We start from the raw sequence: 18495 nt of genomic DNA, 5'->3' as shown, positions 1-18495 counted from the left end.
ATCTTCTAGCGGTAAGCCATACGAATTGGGTTCGTTAAATTTTCAAAAGGCATTTCTAAAACTGTTTGCAGTTGACCACTTTCATCTGGAATTTCAAAAGAAGTATGATTATGCCAAACAGGTTCTTCTTCCGTACTATTATTGGCTTCACCATGACTGACTAGCCAAAAAGTGGTCCTTGGAGACAAAGGATCTTCTAAATAATCTTCCCGAAAAGCAATTGCACCTTTTGCTTGAGAATCTTTCATGTCAATCCGAATCACTTCACCAAAATGTGCTGGATCACCATCATCAACTAAGCCTTTGAGCTCTTTGATAAGATTCAAGCTGCAAACGTCCAGTACTATCAAAATTATTTTGTCCGCCTTCATCGGTCGAGTGAATAAGTAAAGTTGCTGGCTTCTCACTCAATTTTGTGATTATTTCCGAAGACAGATTTTTCTCACACGCTGTTAGCAATGCTACAGCAATGATTCCAATCGACGCAATGGGTATTGATTTCTTCATCTTTATCACTCCTTTTCTAAGTTTGATACCAATGTTCTTAAAATTAATTTTCCAGCGACATCACTATAACAAGTTTCAAATTCTATCATCTGGTTGCCCATTTGAAAATTCCAACTGTTATTAACGTGTAAATACGAATATATAATGGCAAGGAAAACTAAGGTGGGAAAGCAAACAAATACCAAAATAAACTACGATCAGCATAATAAATTGATCCTAAATAATAAACTAATACCGCATAAATCACAGCCGCAATTATCATTAGAACCTTTAACGTAAAATCAGTAAAAAACAGCAAGTAGATAGAAAGTATCAAGTTAAACATCAATAAAAATTATTCCAATACTTGAAAAGTGAGCACAATCACAAGAATTACCATAGCTTTACCATGAGCTGATCTTCAAAACTATTTTCTAAAAAAATATAACAGTCGTATTGAAATGTTTTAACTTTCGACCACTGATTTATCTAATAGGTGGTTTAATTGTTAATGGGTTAACAAAACATTTTATAAAATACAAATAAAAAACTTAAAATTCTATGTCGTTTAGAAGTATGGAGACGTTATAAAAAGACTCGCAAAATCAAAGAGGCTGTGATATAAGTCTCTAAAAAAATGCCAGTGAAATGACGGAAAACCGTTCATTTCACTGGCATTTTTGGACAAAATAAAAGAGTATAGGTGGCTGCCTATACTCCAATTCTAATCCTCGAAAGGACTAAAAACACATGACTAATTATAACATGGACCAACTTATCTTGGATATAACAACTTCTTATGTTCCTAAAAAAGACAATACCGCCTAGTTTATTCACGAGCTTGTGGAGCCCCGTCAACTCAATGAACCCTATCTTTTTGGACCACTGGAGCACGATCTTAGTTTGATGCTGAAACTACTTATATTTGCCTATATCCGAAGTGTATTCAGCAGTCGTAAAATCGAACAACTGGTGGAAGAAAGTTTACCCGCACGCTGGCTGATGCAAGAATGTGTTCCTTTTTACCAAACAATTGCCTAGTTCCGATCCTGAAACAAGAAAAATCTATGCACGAAGAAAAATCGACGTAGAACCTGTTTTTGGATGGATGAAAGTCTTTTTAGGTTTCACTGGTTACCATGTCTGAGGTATGGGAAAAGTGAAGAAGTAAACAGGACTTCTAGTTCTAACTCTTAATAAGATGAAACTGGCTGTTGCAGAACGAATAACAGGACTTCTCACATAGAAAATGGACCCATCTCTGAAAATTTTTATCGGATTTTTGAGATGTGTCCATTATTTTTTGAACCTGCTTACGTCACAGCCTCTTGTCTAATCTATTATCTCTGAAAAGTCATTAACAGCTTTTCTAATTTTTTCTTGTCCTTTGCCGACAGCTTTCCCTACCGGAATCATCAATACTGGTATTAACGAAGTGGGAATGCTAAGGTACTCCATAATTTGTTTAAAGTTGGCACCCCGCATCGGGACAGAATCATAACCATGGGCACGAACTACATGCATTAGGTTCATTGAAAAAAGTCCAACGTCTAATTTTATTCCTTCAGCGTCTTTGTCTTCGGGATGAGACGAAAAATATCTTTCAATACGTTCTTTTTGACTTTCAACTTGGGAAGGGGCTAAAAGACCTTGATCCACGCGATTTCTTAGCAGTTCTTCAGTGTTGTAAGCCTCCTTATCTCCAAAAACTAAAAATACGACTGAAGCATCTTCAACTTGCTGCTGACCATAGGTGAGCTCCTTTAAAACTTTTTGTTTTGCTTTATTTTTGACTGCATATACCTTCCATGGTTGGAAATTGTTACTTGAGGGTGCGGTAGCCGCACTTTCTATTATTGAAAGGATTTTTTCATCCTCGATTTTGAACAATGGATCAAAGTTTCTGATAGAATACCTGCCGGTCAAAAATTCTAGTTCTTCCATGAGATTCCTCTTTTCTTAAAAGTATGTTTTGATTATAATGAATGGAATTATAGAATACTAGTACGCACATTTTTGTAACTTAGGAGAATGATGATGAAAAAGAATGAAACATGGATTTGTGGACTTGGAAAAGCAATTAATTTACTGGGAGGCAAATGGCGCCTCAATATACTATGGGAGCTTTCTAAAAATGAACTCATTCGTTTCAATGAACTTAAAAGAAAACTACCAGGAATCTCCAATTTAATGCTGACACGTTCCTTAGAAGCTTTACAACAGGAAGACTTAATAACAAAGAGAAATGTTGGGACCTATCCTTTGCATGTCGAATATTCACTTACTGAAAAATCTAAATCACTGGTGTCGATCATGAAATCCTTAAACCAATGGGGAGATACTCATCTATAATGATGCTCTTCCAAATGGACTTCACTGAATACCGTAACTTAATGCTAGGATGTAAAACGTCAGCATGCGCGTAAAAAAATACTAAACTTTAACAAAAAAAAATAACACTAGCTCTAAGAGCGGAGACAGCGATTGCCGATCACACTTTTTTCCTCACCTCAAAATTATTGCCACACGCAATTATCTAACGTATCTTTAATTTTAAAAGAACATACCATTAAACAGGAGGACACCTCAGTGAAAGCAAAGTTTTTTTCTATTAAAGAAATCGCAGAGATGTATGGTATTTCTACCCATATCCTGCGACATTATGAAAATCTGGGTTTGTTAACGCCGATCAGAACCGAGAAGAACTATCGGCTGTACTCAGAAAAGGAAATTTATCTTTTGAACATCATTCGTGATTTGCGTGAGCTGGACGTGCCGTTAGAAATCATCGAAGGGTACTTGAAGGATCGAACCCTAGCAACAACCCAAGAAATTTTCCGTGAGAATCAGCGGTTGCTAAAGGAAAAGATTGCCCTGATGGAGAAAAAGCTGGCAGGAGTGACCGTCCGTAATCAAATTTTGGATCAGCTGCAGCAGCAGGAGCTGCCGATTGAAAGAATAGTAATCGAAGAGAAAGAAGCTCGCCCGTATTTTTGGAAAGCAGTTGATTATGTTAACGAAGCAGAATTCGAAACAGCGATGCGGGAATTGTACGGCGAGGTGCTGGAGCAGAGCAGCTCTTATGACTTCCATTTTGTAGCTGGGATTATTGCCGATAGTCCTGAGCTTAAGTATGAGGGGATTTTATTTCTAACAGAATCAGGTACTGAAGAGCTGGCTGCCCAGTACGATTGCTTGGAATCTGGAAAATATGCCAGCTATTTTTATCAGGGAGATTATCAGCAAGCAGACAGTCATTTGAAGAAGATGAAGGAACAGCTGAAACAACAAGGCTGCCAGGTGGAGCTTCCGTTCTATGAGTTCTATTTAATTGACTTTCATGAGACTCAGCACAGTGAAGAATTTTTAACCGAAATCCAAGTAAGACTTGTCAATTGACCTTATAACCGTTATAACCTCTATACTTTTATTATCAAGTATTTTAGGAGGACTCATAATGGAAAAAAGATATGATGTAGTTATTATCGGCGCTGGTTTTGCAGGACTGGCAGCTGGTTTATCATTAAAGAAGCAAGGCCTTGAAACGGTTATTCTGGAAGCGCGCAACCGAGTAGGTGGTCGAACGGAAACCAAATGGTTAGAAGATGGAACGCAGATCGACTTAGGCGGTCAATGGTTAGGACCAACCCAGGATCGCATGTATGAGTTGGCTGAGGAGTATGGTGTACCAACGTTCCCTTCACAATTGTTTGGTAAGGGACAGTACCATTATCTTGATGGCGTGCATGACCAAGAGCCGGCTGAAATGCTGGAGCTGTTTGAAGTAATCGATGAACTAGCTGATCAGGTGAATTTGGACCACCCACACCAAAGTCCGAATATTGATACCCAGGACCGAATGACGTTGGCTAGCTGGCTAAGCTTGCAGGCGGAAGATGAAGAAGTTGCTGGTTTCGTCGGTCGAATGCTAGCCGGTGGTTTGTTAGCTTCCGATGCGGGGGAAGTTTCTCTGTTTCAAATGCTGTATTACATTAAGGCTGGTAACGGTGTCCAAAGCTTATTAGGGGCAAAAGGCGGAGCTCAACAGGACCGGATTGTTGGCGGACCGCAGGCCATCGCTGAAAAGATGGCGCAAGACTACGGCTCGGTGCTTTACCAGCAAGTGGTTAAGGAAGTTGCGAAGACCGATGAAGGCTACCTTGTAGAAACAAGAGCAGGAGACCAGTATTCCGCTGTTCAAGTTTTAATCGCTGTACCTCCAACCGTTGTAAATTCAAAAATTACCTTTACACCAGAGCTACCGGTTTGGAAGAAAAAGACCCTGCAGAGCATTCTGCCAGGTAGCGCATCAAAATATCATGCCGTATATGATCAGCCATTTTGGCGTGAGTCAGGGTTATCCGGCCAGCGCAATATGAGTAAAGGGCTGATTATCGAGAGCTTAGATAATTCCTTAGTGGACCAAAAGAAAGGCATCCTGACCTTCTTTGTTTACGGCATTGATTCGATCCAGTTAAGTAAGCTGCCGAAAGAAGAGCGTGAAGCGCGTCTGATTGAAGAATTAGTCAAGCTTTATGGGGAACAAGCAAGAAGTCCTGAGCATTTTATTACGCAGGATTGGAACGAGGAACCTTTTACTAACGGCTGTTTCTCTGGACACTTCACACCAGGCGGCTTCATCAAATATGGGGAGTTCCTGCAATCAGAAGTTGAAGGAATTCACTTTGCCGGAACCGAAACGGCTACAATTTGGAACGGCTACTTTGAAGGGGCTGTTCGTTCTGGTGAACGGGAAGCAGAAAAGATTTTGGCGAAAAGTAAGGTTAATGTAGGAGCGTAAACGAGTTTGGTTAACTGATGAGATAAAAGTAAATAGTATTATACTGTGCTTATTTATGGAATAGTTGTATTAACTATTGCTTACGGCTGTCTCAAATATGGCAAGTAACGATTCCACTACGAAGTGCTGGAATCATTCTTGCTGTTTTATCAAACATACTATTTTTCTTTCCGATGTCTCTACTGATTGGCTTAATAATCGATGGATAGATTCTTGGAGTATAGAAGAAAACAGTACTATAACAATAAATTATTAAACTTCTGTCAAGCGGATTTTCTTATTGAAACCGCTTGACTTTTTTTGTTTCCAGTGTAAAATGAAAATCAAATGAACGTTAAACGAATTTTAAACGAAAAAGGAGTGGTGTTAAATGGAGAATTATGAAAGACTAGATGAAATTTATTCTTACATCAAAAATAAGCAACGCGCAACAACAAAAGAACTATCAGAAAACTTTAACGTAACAGAACAAACTATTCGAAATGATCTCTCATCTTTGGAAAATGAGTTAAAAGTTGTTCGAGTTCACGGTGGTGCTAAGCTTTTCAAGGCTGATACTTTTGATGAACGCTTGGAAGAAAATGTGAGTGAAAAGAAAACCTTAGGCATGTATGCTGCAACCATGGTTGAGGAGAAGGATATTATCTTTTTAGATGGCGGTACCAGCATGTTGTATTTGGTAGATTATTTACCAAAAGACATTAAATTAAAAATTATTACCGCTAGTTTACCTATTGCAGATCGGTGCAGCACTTTACCGAATGTTGAGATCTATTGTTTAGGAGGAATACTTAACAAACAAACAAAAGAAATGTATGGTCCTAGAGCGATTGAAGATGCTGCAACACTATTGGCAAATAAGGCATTTATTGGTGTCAGCGGTTTTTCTCTTGATAGCGAGTTTACCGAAAACAATGTGTATTCATTAGAAGTGAAGCGCAAGCTCCTTCCTTCTGTTCAAAGGAAAATAGTGATTGCTGATTCTAAGAAGGAAAACCGTTTAGGCATTCAAAAAGCATTCAGCTTTGAGGAAATTGATGTGTTTATTACTGGTAAGGAAGTCTCTAAAAGTTTTCTTAGTCAGACGAATGGTCTTATGGAGGTGGTGACTCAATAAAATGGACGTTTTATTGAAAGGGGGTGAAAAGATGTACAGTCAACTCGTTCACAAATCATTGGTTTTCTATGATCAAACATTTGCTGATCAAGAAGCTTTTTTTAAGAAGGCGAATACTGATTTATTAGGTACAGAATTTGTCACAGGAACATTCTATGAATCAGTTGTCAAAAGGGAGAGCAAGTATCCTACTGGCTTGGCACTTCCGACAATGTCAATAGCGATTCCTCACACTGATCCCGAGAATATAAACAAAGCATTTATCGCAGTGTACCATTTGACACAGCCAGTTGTTTTTACTCAAATGGCGACAATAGACGTTAAGGTTGAAAGTCAACTTATCCTAGTTTTAGGAATTAAGGAACCGAAAGAACAAGTCGGATTATTATCAACTATCATCGATTTGATTAGCGCTGAAGATTTCGTAGACCAATATCGTAAAATACAGGATCAAGAAGATATGTATCAGCTTTTCAAAAAAAATCTATAGAAAAAGGTGTGTAGGGAAGATGAAAAAAGTTATTGTAGCCTGCGGTAGTGGAGTAGCAACGAGTCAAACAGTCGCATCAAAAATTGGTCGATTGCTAAATGAACGTAAGGTGAATGCTTCAGTTGAAGCTGTTGATATTAAGTCGATTAAAACATTTATTAAGAACGCGGATGCTTATGTATCGATTACGCCAACTAGCGAGACCTATGGAGTTCCAAAATTTGACGGAATTAAGTTTTTAACCGGTATGGGAATGGAAGAAGAATTAGATAAATTGATTGAAGAACTGAAAAAATAAAAATTGAGGGGGAAGTTAGTTAAATGATTGAAACTCTTTCAAATATATTTCAATACATTTTAGATATGGGCGCAACGGTTTTTGTGCCTATCATTATGTTCATTATCGGAATCGTAGCAAAAATGCGCGTTAAGGATGCCTTCAGTGCAGCACTGATTTTTGGTGTAGCCTTTGCAGGTATGAATTTAGTAGTTGATTATATGTTAGGGAATATCACTCCGGCGGCCAAAGCATTTGCTACTAACACAGGGATTAATTTAACTTCAATTGATGGTGGGTGGACAACAGGAGCCTCGATAACTTGGGCATGGAAATATGCATTCTTGGCTTTTCCTGTAACAATCTTAATCAATATTTTGATGCTGGTTTTCAAATTGACCAAGACATTAAACGTAGATATGTGGAATGTTTGGGGAAAAGCATTTTGTGCGGTAATGGTAACCTATATTTCTGGAAACATCTATTTAGCTTTCTTGGTGGTAGCTATTCAAGTGGTTGTTGAATTAAAGGCTGGAGATATTTGGGGCAGAGAAATTCAAGAATTGACAGGCATTCCTGGCGTAACACTGCCTCATCATATGACATTGATTGCTTGTCTTCTATATCCCATTGATAAGCTGATGGATTACATTCCCTTGTTTCAAAAGCATGTAGATGTGCATACATTGAAAGAAAAAATTGGAATTTTTTCTGAGAATCACGTTATGGGATTCATTGTTGGGACAGCATTAGGTTTGGTTGGCGGATACGAGGTTTCAGACGCATTAGTTTTGGGAATAAATGCGGCCGCAGCATTAACCTTATTCCCTATGGTATCGAAATTGTTTATGCAGGCACTGTCACCAATCTCTGATGCAATTTCAGAGTATATGAGAACAAGATTTAAGGATCGTGAGCTTTATATTGGTCTTGATTGGCCCATTTTAGCGGGTAGTAACGAGATATGGGTTTTAGCTATTTTATTAATCCCATTTGAATTACTGTTTGCCGTAATCTTACCTGGAAATCAAGTATTGCCATTTGCAGGATTGATTAATTTATCAATTGTTGTGGCAGCTTATTTATTGGGAAGAGGCAATATTATCCGAATGTTAGGTTATGGTATTATCACAACACCAGTTTTTCTTTATATTGGCACTTACTTTGCGCCATACATTACTCAATTAGCTCAAGATACCGGTGCTGTTAACGTAGAAGAAGGGACCATGCTTGCCTGGGCGACCATTGAGAATGGCGAATTTAAATTTGCTTTTGCTAACGCGATGGCTGGACACTGGTGGGGAATTTTATTAGCAATTGCTTGGATGGGATTATTCATTATCTTTTATCGAGGTCGTAAAAAAGAGGATGAAATTCGATATGCAGAAGCTGAGTAAAAAAACTGCGACGAAATTGTTTTGGTATGCATCACTTGCGATAGCAATCTATCTATTTATTTACGGATGGAGACAACATGGTATTTTTTATACTGGTCTAGCATTAATGATTGGTATTCTATTTCGTTATTTTGGGAATGATAGTTTATTCTCAGAGCTGGATGAACGGATAGCAAAAAAACGGAAGGGAAAGATTTGAAATGATTTACACAGTTACACTGAATCCAGCCATAGACAATATTATCAAAACCAAAGAAATATTGACTCGTGGAAAAAATAATCGGATTCAAGAAAAATATTTGGATGTTGGCGGTAAAGGAACACATGTATCCGTAGGCTTAACGTTATTAGAACAGAAAAATATTTGTACCGGAATTACTGGTGAAAAAAGAAGTCAGGAACTGGTAGATTTATTGCAAAACTACGGAACAGAGAGTTCGTTTTATACTGTGACTGATCAAGCAGTGCGAAATAATTATATTTTGACGGATGATAGTGGAGAAGGCAGTTTCATGATCACTGATTTTGGTTTTCCTTTAGAAAAGGAACAGATTGATCTTTTCCTATTAGAAAAATTAAGTGAGTTAAAAGAAGAAGACACTGTTGTTATCTCAGGAAATCCCTGCATACAGACGCCACTTGAGACTTTTGCCTATTTTCTAGATCGACTTGAAGAACGCAAAGTACGATTGATTGCTGATGTGTCTGGTGAATTCTTAAACGAGGTTTTAAAAAGGGAAGTATTCTTAATTAAACCAAACCAGCACGAGTTTTCAGAAATTGTGAATGAAGATTTATCTACATTGGAAGAATGCATTGCTGCTTATAGCGAAAACAAAGAGTTATTAAGCAATGTCAAAAACATCAGTGTTTCAATGGGCGGAACTGGATCAGTCTTCCTTACAGAACAGGATTCATTCATTTTTGAACCACCATTTATTGATACGGTGAATGATACTGGAAGTGGTGACGCTTTTGTTTCGGGATTGATCTATGGATTAGTAAATGATTTGTCAGTAAAAGAGATCGGCAGATTGGCTACTGCTATAGGGGCTGCGAAGGCCGAGGAAGAGAAAAGTACAGGTTTTAGCATCCAACGAGTAAAAGAACTTAAAGAACAAGTAATATGCAGGAAGATAGGTGAGTAGAGCATTGTTATATTTAGAAGAAAGAACCAAATTATGCAAGTTCGTTAAAACAATGTATGATCGAAAATTTACGAACTCAGCTGGTGGTAATGTTTCGGTAAAGATTAATGACGAACATTTCATTATGACTCCGACACTTATGTCACAAAATCATTTATGCAATTTAACACCTGAACAGATTCTAGTCATTGACAAAAATGAAAGGATAGTAGAAGGATCAGGAAAAATTACGCGAGAAATCAATATGCATATGGCTTGCTATGAAGAAAATTTGAACATCGGTTGTGTGGTTCATGCTCACGCATTAGATTCAATGGTTTTTGCATGTATGGGGTTAGATATGCCAAATATCAGTGAAGCCACTCAAAAATTGGAAGACATTCGCTGTCTTGAGTTTGCCCCTGCGACTTCGCCCGAATTGGCTAGGGTGGTTAGAAAAGAAGTCAAACAAGACCAAACTATACCGAAAGCTTACTTGTTAAGAAAACATGGGGTTTTAGTAGTTGGCGCTACTCTTGAAAAAACCTACGATATGCTTGAGCGACTTGAATGGAATGCGTACATCGCTAAAGAATACTTAATCTTCAAACAAGTGGGCGTTTCAAATATAGATGATCTTGTTAGCTACAATTATAACATAGAAGAATAATACGCCGCTAATCTGCTTTTTTGAAAATGAACGATCTACTAGACTTGGACTTTTATCAGATATGAATAAAAGTCCAAGTCTTATTTTTATTGGAGATAATTACATAAAAAAATTTAACTTCTCTAAACACACGAATGGAGTCTTGAGATCAACTCTAACCTATTCCTTGATAGATCAAACTGCTATACTAGTTCGATATGTCGAAGAGTTCAGTGTAGCAACGATTAAGGCAGTCTTGAACTTCTAATCAGGTGAAATATCGATCATGATGGATAGAGACAATTATTGCAGATTGAATCAATGCTGTGTAACTGATTTAAAACGGAAATTAACGATTCCAAAGCTGTTTTTTATGGATGCTTCTCTAAACTCTCTACATAGAAAAGTGGATTTTTGAGGGTTCGTTAACTCACTTCCACAATAGATAAGGAAACTTATGTAATTGTTAGCGCTTATCTCTCATGTTATCTTAGACATGTAAAGAAGAGCGTTAGCTAACAGAAAGGTGATATCCATGAACGAAAGGCAAATAAAACTCGCGCGCTTGCTAATTGAACATGATGAATTTTTACCTGCTTCTTTCTATAGTAAAAAATTATCTGTCTCAACTAAAACTGTATTTCAAGATCTAGAAACACTTCGACTTTTCATTCAACCTTATTCTGTAGAGATAGAAAGATTACCTTCTTTAGGTATCCGACTATGTGGTGAACATTCTGCAAAAACAAACTTTTTAAAAGAATTAGAAAATGAGCTTTCGCAAGATCAATTATCGCCGATAAATAGAAGAGCCAAAATTATCAAAAGTGTATTTTTCGAAGAAGATAACCCAACATTGGAATCTCTTGCTGAACGATACTTAGTCAGTAAGACGTCACTTTATAACGATTTGAAAATCATGAACGAGATCATTGTATCGAACAATATTGAAATAACATCTAATAATGATGGTTTGATTAGCCAAGGTCAAGAAAATGACATTCAATCAGCAGCGAAACAGTTAGTAGCTCATTTTTCAAATCTGTGTGAGGAGAATTCTATTAATGGGAAGCTGTATCACTTCTTTTCAAAACAATTAGTGGATACCGTGTCAAAAGTTCTGCATAAGAATTTTAGAGAACTCACTGAGAATGTTTCTGATTACTATATGGAATCACTTTTGACAACTCTTTTAGTTCAATGCCGACGCCTTAAAATTGGGTTTCATGTTGAAGGTGAAGCTGATTACTTATTTAGCAGCATACGATATATGGAGACTTTTGTGGTTGCTAATGAAATGTCTGAGGAATTGTCACAAGAAACTGGGTTGATTTTTAGTGAAGCAGATAAAGAATACTTGTCACGTCAACTTTTCGCTCATCGAGTAACTACTGAGGTGAAAGCTAGTGACGAAACTTATGTCGATTTGGTTCACCGACTGATTTCGAGAATGAGTAAAATTGAAAAAGTTGATCTGACGCAGGATGAACACCTCTTCAATTCATTAATATACCATGTACCTGCTATGATTCTCCGTCTAAAACGAGGAATTCACATTGAGAATCCTTTATTGGAGAGTATTCGTGATCAGTACTCTGAGCTTTTTAGTATTGTCTGGTATGCATTAGTTATAGTGGAACAACAGTATGATGTTATTTTGAACGATGACGAGATTTCATTTATTTTAATTCACTTCCAAATTGCCTTGGATCGTCAATCCAAAGCAAATAATATTATCATTGTTTGTCAATATGGGATGTCTTCAGCACAGTTTATTTTTTCTAAAGTTCGGAAGTTCATACCAGCTCATGATAATGTAGAGATTTCTACAATGGAACGATTTAATAAAAGTGACAAAGAAAATATTGATCTGATCATCAGCTCAATAGATATTCCCCAGTCAAAGATTCCCTTTGTGAAGGTAACACCTTTAGTCAGTGACCAAGATTATATCAAGATCATGGAAGCTTATACGAAGTATCTTATCCAATGTGAACCTTTTGGGATATCGGCTTCATTAGAGCATGCTTTTGAAGCAGAAGTATTGAATAAATACATCAGCCCTCAATTAATTAGCTTGCAAAATTTTTTTCCCGATAAAGCTGATTGCTTAAATAATATGATTGATGAGCTTGAGAAGTGTAGATTAGTTTTGCCTAGTTTTCGTAAATCTATTTTTGATAGAGAAGATATTGGCAATACTAATTTAGATAGTGGCGTTGCATTACCCCATGCAGATCCAACAACTATTCTTAAGTCGCACATATATATTGTATCCCTTAAAAAAGCGATCAATTGGGGAGAACGTACAGTTAAGTTAATTATTATGGTAAATCTTAGTGAAGAAGACTTACCCGAAATTCGTGAAGTTGTCGAAGAACTCTATCAATTTATAGATGAGAAGAAAAAGGTTGATACCCTTTTGAAAATCAAAGATTCATCGCAAATGCTACAAATTTTTAGTACTGGAGGAAACTAAAATGTTTTTTGATCAAGAACTTTGTTTATTTCATATCAAACCAGAAGATCAAACGCACTTATTTGAAGATATGTATAAAAAACTTTATCTAGCGGGATGTGTCAAAGCAAGCTTTTTAGACGGCATCACGACAAGAGAAACAGAATACCCTACTGGATTGGAATTCAATGGTGTCGGCTTTGCGATTCCTCATACAGATTCCGTCTATGTTAACAAGTCACAAATCTGTTTTGCATCATTAGAAGAACCGATAATTTTTCAAGATATGACAGATAAAAACCATAACATCGAAGTCAATTTAGTGTTTATGTTGGCGATGGCGGTTCCTCATGAACAAGTAGAAACCTTACAAAACTTAATGACATTATTTACTGATGATCAGAAAGTTAATCAATTACGAGAGTTATCATCTCAAGAAGAGTTTAGTAAATTGCTAAATGATTCTGGTGTTTATTAGAACAATCAAGGAGGAAAAGTAAATGGATGTTATTATGAGTGGTATTCAATGGTTTATTGGACTAGGATCAACTGTTTTCCTACCAGTTATCATTTTTATAATCGGTTTATTCTTTGGTTTAAAACCGGGCAAAGCTTTTATTTCTGGGGTAACCGTTGGTATTGGTAATATTGGCTTAGGATTGGTTTTGGATTTGCTCGCTGGTGGTTTAGGTAGTGCGATCCAGCAAATGGGTGAGAAATTTGGAACGTCCTTGAATGTTTTAGATATTGGGGTTGGTGTCGGTGGTCCACTCGCTTTTTCAACCTCTTTAGGAATTTTAATGATTCCTATCTCATTGATTTTGAACTTTATTTTAGTGATACTTGGCCTGACCAAAACATTGAATGTTGATATTTGGAATTTTTGGTTCCCGATTTTCTTAGGTATGCTCGTTCAAACGGTAACGGGTAACTTCTGGTTTGGACTTATCGGAGCAATTGTTGCCGTTCTTTTACAATGGTTCTTAGCGGATGCTGCTCAAGAAGAAGTGAGTGAATTCTTTGGATATCCAGGTATTGCAATTACTCATATGATGGCATTATCAGGAGTGTTATTCGCAAAGCCGATGAATTGGGTGTTTGATCGAATTCCAGGGTTTAACAAGATTGATGCAGATGCCGAAAGCCTGACCAGAAAATTTGGGATTTTTGGTGACACGGTTGTCATTGGCTTGATCATTGGAGGCGTCGTTGGTTTCTTAGCAGGCTATGATGCTGCAGGTGTGGGGCTGTTGGCGATGCAAACCGCTGCAGTTATGAAGGTTATGCCAAAAATGGTAGCGATGTTTATGGAAGGTTTGTTGCCAATTGCTGAAGCGGCTAAAGAATTTACTGACAAGAAACTAAACGGGCGTGTTGTAAATATTGGGATGGATGCGGCGTTGACAGTTGGTCATCCGACAGTCATGTCTACTGCATTACTGTTAGTACCTATATCGTTACTACTTGCAGTAATCCTACCAGGAAATCAAGTGTTGCCTTTTGGCGATTTGGCTTTCTTCACCTTTGCGATCTGTTTAATGGTCCCATTCTTTAAAGGCAATATTGTTCGATCGCTTGTGGGTTGTTCACTTTACCTAGTTATGACTTTCTATTTATCTACCTGGCTGGCTCCTATCGTGACGGATCTTTTTCAAATGGCAAACTTTGATGTGGGTACATCTGGTCTAGTAACGATGCTGCTAAGTGGACTTTGGCCAGCAGGATTGTTTGTACTGCTCGCTCAAAAACTAGGAGTCTTTGGCATCGTGATTTTAGGTGTTTTAATCGTAGCAGGAATGCTTTACCTCAACAAAATCAAAGCAAACAAAGTAAAAAAAATACAAGAAGCTTAATAAAGAAAGTAGGAAAACATCATGAAAAAATTGTTAGTAATCTGTGGTGCTGGCCACGCAACCTCAACTATTGCAGTATCAAAAATCAACAAGTGGTTAGAAGCTGAAAACTATACAGATCAGGTTAAAATCTATCAATCTAAGATTGCGGATGAATTAAACAAAATGGATGAATACGATGCCGTTGTCAGCACGACGATTGTTCCAGATTCAATCAAAGATAAGGTAATCAATGGATTAGGCCTGTTAACCGGAATTGGATCAGATAAAATATTTGAAGATGTAGCACGACGATTGGAACTGAAATAGATGATCAAACATGACACAATCAAATTGCATACAATAGAAGGGCGTGCTTCCTATCATGATTTACGCGATGATTTGGTTCGTATGGCATTAGAATCAGGGGTGATAGATGGTGTGATGACCATTACCACTCCCCATACAACATGTTCATTCTTCTATGAAGAAACGATGCATGACGTGAATTATTTTGGAGACGATTTTCTACACGTAGACATTAATGAAGCGATGGAAAAAGTAGCCCCAATTATGACGACTGAGGGACAATATCATAGCCCAGGACCAGAACATATCGCTTTTGGGACTTCGTTGAGTGATCCCAATTATCCTGCTGAGAAGTGGGTAATGTTGAATACCGATGCTCATTTAAAAGCATCGATCTACGGTACCAACTCGCAGTCACTAATCTTAAAAAATGGAGAACTGCAAATCGGTTCTTTAGGACGCGTATATTTTGTTGATTGGGACCGCTTGCGTGAACGCGAACGATTAATCAATGTGGTAATTATGGGGGAATAGCTTTGATGAAAGAGTATATTTTAGCACCTTCACTGTTTAGCTCGCGAATCAGTCGTATAGAAGCAACCTTAAACGTATTAAAAATGACCGAAACAAAATGGCTGCATGTAGATGTGATGGATGGATGTTTTGTGCCAGACATGGCTTCAGGACCCAGTATTGTCAAAGAATTAAAGGAAATTGATGATACATTATTGGATGTCCATTTGATGGTGGAAAGACCTGAGAAAATTGTTCCGGCTTTTCTGGATGCGGGTGCGGATTCTATTACTTATCATGCTGAAGCAACAAATAATGGTATGCACATCATTCAAATGATCAAGGAGCGAAAAAAGAAAGCCGGCGTGGCGATTAATCCCGCCACTCCGGTGTCATTGTTAGAACCGATTCTTTCTGAAGTTGATCTAGTATTAGTCATGACGATCAATCCTGGCAGACCTAACAAAGATTTTATCGACTCAACTGTTAATAAGATTGTAGAACTGAATCGGCTAAGAAAAATACATGACTACCACTTTTTAATTGAAGTAGACGGCAAAATCGATAATCAAACGATTAAGCCTTGTGCCAAAGCAGGCACCGATATGTTCGTTTCCGGTGGCTATATTTTTAGTGAAGAAAACAAAGAAGCCGAAATGATTACAAATTTAAAAACAGCTCTAGCAGAAGTTTAGGAGGAGAAAAGTGGAAAATTATACCTTATCTATCCTCAAGGAGCTTACTCAAAACGCAAGAAAGATCAATACCGAACAAATTTCACTGGTTCTTGATAAAATAAAAAAGGCCAAACACATTTTTCTTTCTGGTGCTGGACGATCGGGTATTGCGATTCAAGCATTTGCCAATCGACTGTTACATTTAGGGTTTGAGGTAAGTATAGTTGGTGAAATCAGCTCACCACACTCGTGTCCAGGTGATCTTTTGATCATCTGTTCTGGTTCGGGAGAAACGACTAGCTTGAGATATTTAGCTGAAAGAGCTGCTGCTAACGGAGTTGACATTGTTCTCGTAACCATGAAGGCCGACTCAACTATTGGTAAGCTAGCTTCTTCGATTTTAATGTTACCTGGTGTAACTAAAGATGAAAACAACCGTTCTATGGAAGGCTTCAGCCAACCCATGGGAACAGCTTTTGAGCAGTTAGTTTTCTTGACATTTGATAGCTTGGTCCTGAATTTAATGGATGAGAGTGGAGAAACTTCAGAAACGATGTTTAAACGGCATGCTGATTTTGAGTAAATAAACCTTTAATATAAATTGTGTTTATCAGAGTTTTTAAAGTAAAAATAGTTGGTTAAATAGCGACTAATACCAAACAATAAAAGATCGAGAATATCTTTTGTTGTTTGGTATTTTTCAGATACAGCTTTTGTTTGGTTTGAATCCTTAAAAGTATTGAGTAAGATTGTCGAAATAATTATCATTTGTCTAGGATATTAATTGACCACTTATAAATCAAGAACTATTAAGAAATAGTTCAAATGAACTTTTAAAGAATTAGGTGTTGAAGTCATTAATGTAAGATCAGGGGAATAACCACACAAAAACAGTCAAGTCGAAAATAGTAAATTAGTTGCTTTGACTGCATTGAAATACTTGATTTTTTGAACTGATTAGTAGACTTGCAACTGGAAGTGAATCTGTAAATATTTTGTAGCCTGATTTATTCGACAAAAGAACTGCCAATTCTGATTCATTCTAGCTCCAAAAGACCTTTGGAAATCGAATAATCCCACAAACCCATACCCTCCATTCTAGCTTTAGAAAAGTGCATTCTTCAATGAGAGCCAAAGGATATAAGTCACGACCTCACCAAATCGCCATCGATAGCTTCAAACATAAACTTAAAAGATTAACGAAAAGAAACTGGAGTGTGTCGATGAAGGCCCGCGTAGAAAAGATCAATCAATTAATTCGAGGCTGGGTAAACTATTTTCGTGTTGGGAAAATGAAAATAAAGCTTCGTAACATTGACGCACACGTAAGATTTCGACTGAAAATGTGCTTCTGGAAACAATGGAAGACTGCGAAGAATCGTAAGAGAAACCTTCAAAAGTTGGGGATACATCCAACAGAAGCTTATAAAAATAGCCATACAAGCAAATCGCTCGTATAGCTACTTCATGGGGGCTCACAACAACTATTACCAATAAACGTTTTGAGCAGTTTGGATTATTAGGAGCTAGTCAACAATATCAAAAAGTACATGTGATGTAAAATTGAACCGCCGTATAAGGATCCGTACGTACGGTGGTGTGAGAGGTCGGCTAATTAGTTAATGGTTAGCCTCCTACTCGATCTTTCAAAATAAGAATTTTTCTAAATTTAGAAGAAATAAAGTTTTTCTAGTTGTAAAAATATCCAATCAATTAACTTCTACATCTTGGTTGACAAATCCTAAATTCTCTTTTCATTCCCCGTCAAATATTGTTTTCTATGAAAACTACTCACCCTCGTCAATTCTTTTTTTCAATTTTTCTAAACCATCACTACCTTCTAGGTAGTAATTAAGGATATCTATCACCGTATCAATACGATTTTCACTATCAAACTGAGTCCAAACTTTTTGATTGAATTCAGATTCCTTTTCTTGCAGTAAAGGAATTAATTCTCTACCAGATTTTGTCAAGTGGAGAACTGATTTTCTGCTATCTTCTTTAGCAATACTCTTAAACACTAACCCTTTGTCAACTAGTTTTTGTACCAATCTACTTGGAAAATTTTTTTCACATATAATTAAATTTCCAATTTCTTTCAAAGAAAGAGGTTCTTTTTCTGCTAGAATTTGAAGAACTTCGCTTTGACTTGGAGTTAAGTCTAAAGGTTTTAGTTGATTAGTTAATTCAGAAATTCCTTCTCTTTCTGCAATCTTTATAAGAAATCGAAGCTGTTGAACTTTATCCATTACTAAGTCTCCTAATTAATTATTTTATATTGAACAACATTATACTAGATAAAGCGTTTCGCGTCTATATAGATGACTAATCATGTAAAATGCATATTTATTATCATTTTACA

General features: G+C 37.1%; 24 protein-coding genes. 19 read left to right on the top strand and 5 right to left on the bottom strand.

The features are described from left to right. Positions 1–5 precede the first annotated feature (5 nt). The 3 genes from IGI46_RS14615 to IGI46_RS14605 form a co-directional block, all read right to left on the bottom strand. Positions 6–326, bottom strand: a complete 321-nt coding sequence (locus IGI46_RS14615) for a hypothetical protein (protein ID WP_429973732.1) — start codon at positions 324–326, stop codon at positions 6–8. Next, a complete protein-coding gene (locus IGI46_RS14610; RefSeq protein WP_429973731.1) occupies positions 292–507 on the bottom strand; it encodes a hypothetical protein in 216 nt (71 codons plus the stop codon). The genes IGI46_RS14615 and IGI46_RS14610 overlap by 35 nt, the downstream gene beginning before the upstream one ends. A gap of 157 nt (positions 508–664) precedes the next feature. Beyond that, complete coding sequence (locus tag IGI46_RS14605; RefSeq protein ID WP_429973730.1) at positions 665–832, bottom strand: hypothetical protein; 168 nt, start codon at positions 830–832, stop codon at positions 665–667. 497 nt (positions 833–1329) lie between these two features. Between IGI46_RS14605 and IGI46_RS14600 the strand changes: the two genes are divergently transcribed. Then, the gene (locus IGI46_RS14600; RefSeq protein WP_429973729.1) at positions 1330–1527 is read left to right on the top strand and encodes a transposase; all 198 of its coding nucleotides are present in this window, start codon (positions 1330–1332) and stop codon (positions 1525–1527) included. Positions 1528–1818: 291 nt separating this feature from the next. Here the strand turns inward: IGI46_RS14600 and IGI46_RS14595 are convergent, their stop codons facing one another. Continuing rightward, positions 1819–2430 carry a nitroreductase family protein gene (locus tag IGI46_RS14595; protein WP_429963795.1) on the bottom strand — a complete coding sequence of 204 codons (612 nt, stop codon included), beginning with the start codon at positions 2428–2430 and terminating at the stop codon, positions 1819–1821. Positions 2431–2523: 93 nt separating this feature from the next. On the opposite strand from IGI46_RS14595, the gene IGI46_RS14590 reads away from it, so the two are divergent. From IGI46_RS14590 to IGI46_RS14505, 18 genes are all read left to right on the top strand, one after another. Continuing rightward, positions 2524–2838, top strand: coding sequence for a winged helix-turn-helix transcriptional regulator (locus tag IGI46_RS14590; protein WP_429973728.1), 315 nt, complete (start codon positions 2524–2526; stop codon positions 2836–2838). Positions 2839–3075: 237 nt separating this feature from the next. After that, a complete protein-coding gene (locus IGI46_RS14585; RefSeq protein ID WP_429973727.1) occupies positions 3076–3885 on the top strand; it encodes a MerR family transcriptional regulator in 810 nt (269 codons plus the stop codon). Between the two features lie 58 nt (positions 3886–3943). After that, positions 3944–5287 (top strand): flavin monoamine oxidase family protein, encoded by a 1344-nt coding sequence (locus IGI46_RS14580; RefSeq protein ID WP_429973726.1) that lies wholly within the window; start codon positions 3944–3946, stop codon positions 5285–5287. 370 nt (positions 5288–5657) lie between these two features. Beyond that, positions 5658–6404: a DeoR/GlpR family DNA-binding transcription regulator gene (locus IGI46_RS14575; RefSeq protein WP_429963791.1), complete on the top strand. Its 747-nt coding sequence runs from the start codon at positions 5658–5660 to the stop codon at positions 6402–6404. Positions 6405–6435: 31 nt separating this feature from the next. Beyond that, positions 6436–6894: a PTS sugar transporter subunit IIA gene (locus tag IGI46_RS14570; RefSeq protein WP_429963790.1), complete on the top strand. Its 459-nt coding sequence runs from the start codon at positions 6436–6438 to the stop codon at positions 6892–6894. Between the two features lie 19 nt (positions 6895–6913). Further along, positions 6914–7192 (top strand): PTS sugar transporter subunit IIB, encoded by a 279-nt coding sequence (locus tag IGI46_RS14565; RefSeq protein ID WP_429963789.1) that lies wholly within the window; start codon positions 6914–6916, stop codon positions 7190–7192. Positions 7193–7215: 23 nt separating this feature from the next. Further along, positions 7216–8568, top strand: a complete 1353-nt coding sequence (locus IGI46_RS14560; RefSeq protein WP_429963788.1) for a PTS galactitol transporter subunit IIC — start codon at positions 7216–7218, stop codon at positions 8566–8568. Further along, positions 8552–8767 (top strand): hypothetical protein, encoded by a 216-nt coding sequence (locus IGI46_RS14555; RefSeq protein ID WP_429963787.1) that lies wholly within the window; start codon positions 8552–8554, stop codon positions 8765–8767. The genes IGI46_RS14560 and IGI46_RS14555 overlap by 17 nt, the downstream gene beginning before the upstream one ends. 1 nt (position 8768) lies before the next feature. After that, the gene (locus IGI46_RS14550) at positions 8769–9716 is read left to right on the top strand and encodes a 1-phosphofructokinase family hexose kinase (protein WP_429963786.1); all 948 of its coding nucleotides are present in this window, start codon (positions 8769–8771) and stop codon (positions 9714–9716) included. Positions 9717–9720: 4 nt separating this feature from the next. Continuing rightward, a complete protein-coding gene (locus IGI46_RS14545) occupies positions 9721–10365 on the top strand; it encodes a class II aldolase/adducin family protein (protein WP_429964974.1) in 645 nt (214 codons plus the stop codon). 514 nt (positions 10366–10879) lie between these two features. Beyond that, positions 10880–12823: a BglG family transcription antiterminator gene (locus tag IGI46_RS14540; RefSeq protein WP_429973725.1), complete on the top strand. Its 1944-nt coding sequence runs from the start codon at positions 10880–10882 to the stop codon at positions 12821–12823. 1 nt (position 12824) lies between these two features. Further along, positions 12825–13280, top strand: a complete 456-nt coding sequence (locus IGI46_RS14535; protein WP_429973724.1) for a PTS sugar transporter subunit IIA — start codon at positions 12825–12827, stop codon at positions 13278–13280. A 22-nt stretch (positions 13281–13302) separates the two neighbouring features. After that, positions 13303–14655, top strand: coding sequence for a PTS galactitol transporter subunit IIC (locus IGI46_RS14530; RefSeq protein WP_429973723.1), 1353 nt, complete (start codon positions 13303–13305; stop codon positions 14653–14655). A gap of 21 nt (positions 14656–14676) precedes the next feature. Then, entirely contained in the window at positions 14677–14964 is a 288-nt protein-coding gene (locus IGI46_RS14525; RefSeq protein WP_429973722.1) for a PTS sugar transporter subunit IIB, read from the top strand. Next, positions 14965–15477, top strand: coding sequence for a YjbQ family protein (locus IGI46_RS14520; RefSeq protein ID WP_429973721.1), 513 nt, complete (start codon positions 14965–14967; stop codon positions 15475–15477). Positions 15478–15482: 5 nt separating this feature from the next. Then, positions 15483–16151 carry a ribulose-phosphate 3-epimerase gene (locus tag IGI46_RS14515; RefSeq protein ID WP_429973719.1) on the top strand — a complete coding sequence of 223 codons (669 nt, stop codon included), beginning with the start codon at positions 15483–15485 and terminating at the stop codon, positions 16149–16151. 10 nt (positions 16152–16161) lie between these two features. Beyond that, the gene (gene hxlB, locus IGI46_RS14510) at positions 16162–16716 is read left to right on the top strand and encodes a 6-phospho-3-hexuloisomerase (protein ID WP_429973718.1); all 555 of its coding nucleotides are present in this window, start codon (positions 16162–16164) and stop codon (positions 16714–16716) included. A gap of 541 nt (positions 16717–17257) precedes the next feature. Next, the gene (locus IGI46_RS14505; protein ID WP_429973717.1) at positions 17258–17593 is read left to right on the top strand and encodes a group II intron maturase-specific domain-containing protein; all 336 of its coding nucleotides are present in this window, start codon (positions 17258–17260) and stop codon (positions 17591–17593) included. Positions 17594–17920: 327 nt separating this feature from the next. Here the strand turns inward: IGI46_RS14505 and IGI46_RS14500 are convergent, their stop codons facing one another. Beyond that, on the bottom strand, positions 17921–18382 hold the full coding sequence (locus tag IGI46_RS14500) for a MarR family winged helix-turn-helix transcriptional regulator (protein WP_429973716.1): 462 nt from the start codon (positions 18380–18382) through the stop codon (positions 17921–17923). Positions 18383–18495: the final 113 nt, after the last annotated feature.

This window comes from Enterococcus sp. AZ163 (genome assembly GCF_050498925.1).
Classification (GTDB): Bacteria; Bacillota; Bacilli; order Lactobacillales; family Enterococcaceae; genus Enterococcus_A; species Enterococcus_A ferrettii.
This window is presented reverse-complemented; position numbering and strand designations above follow the sequence as displayed.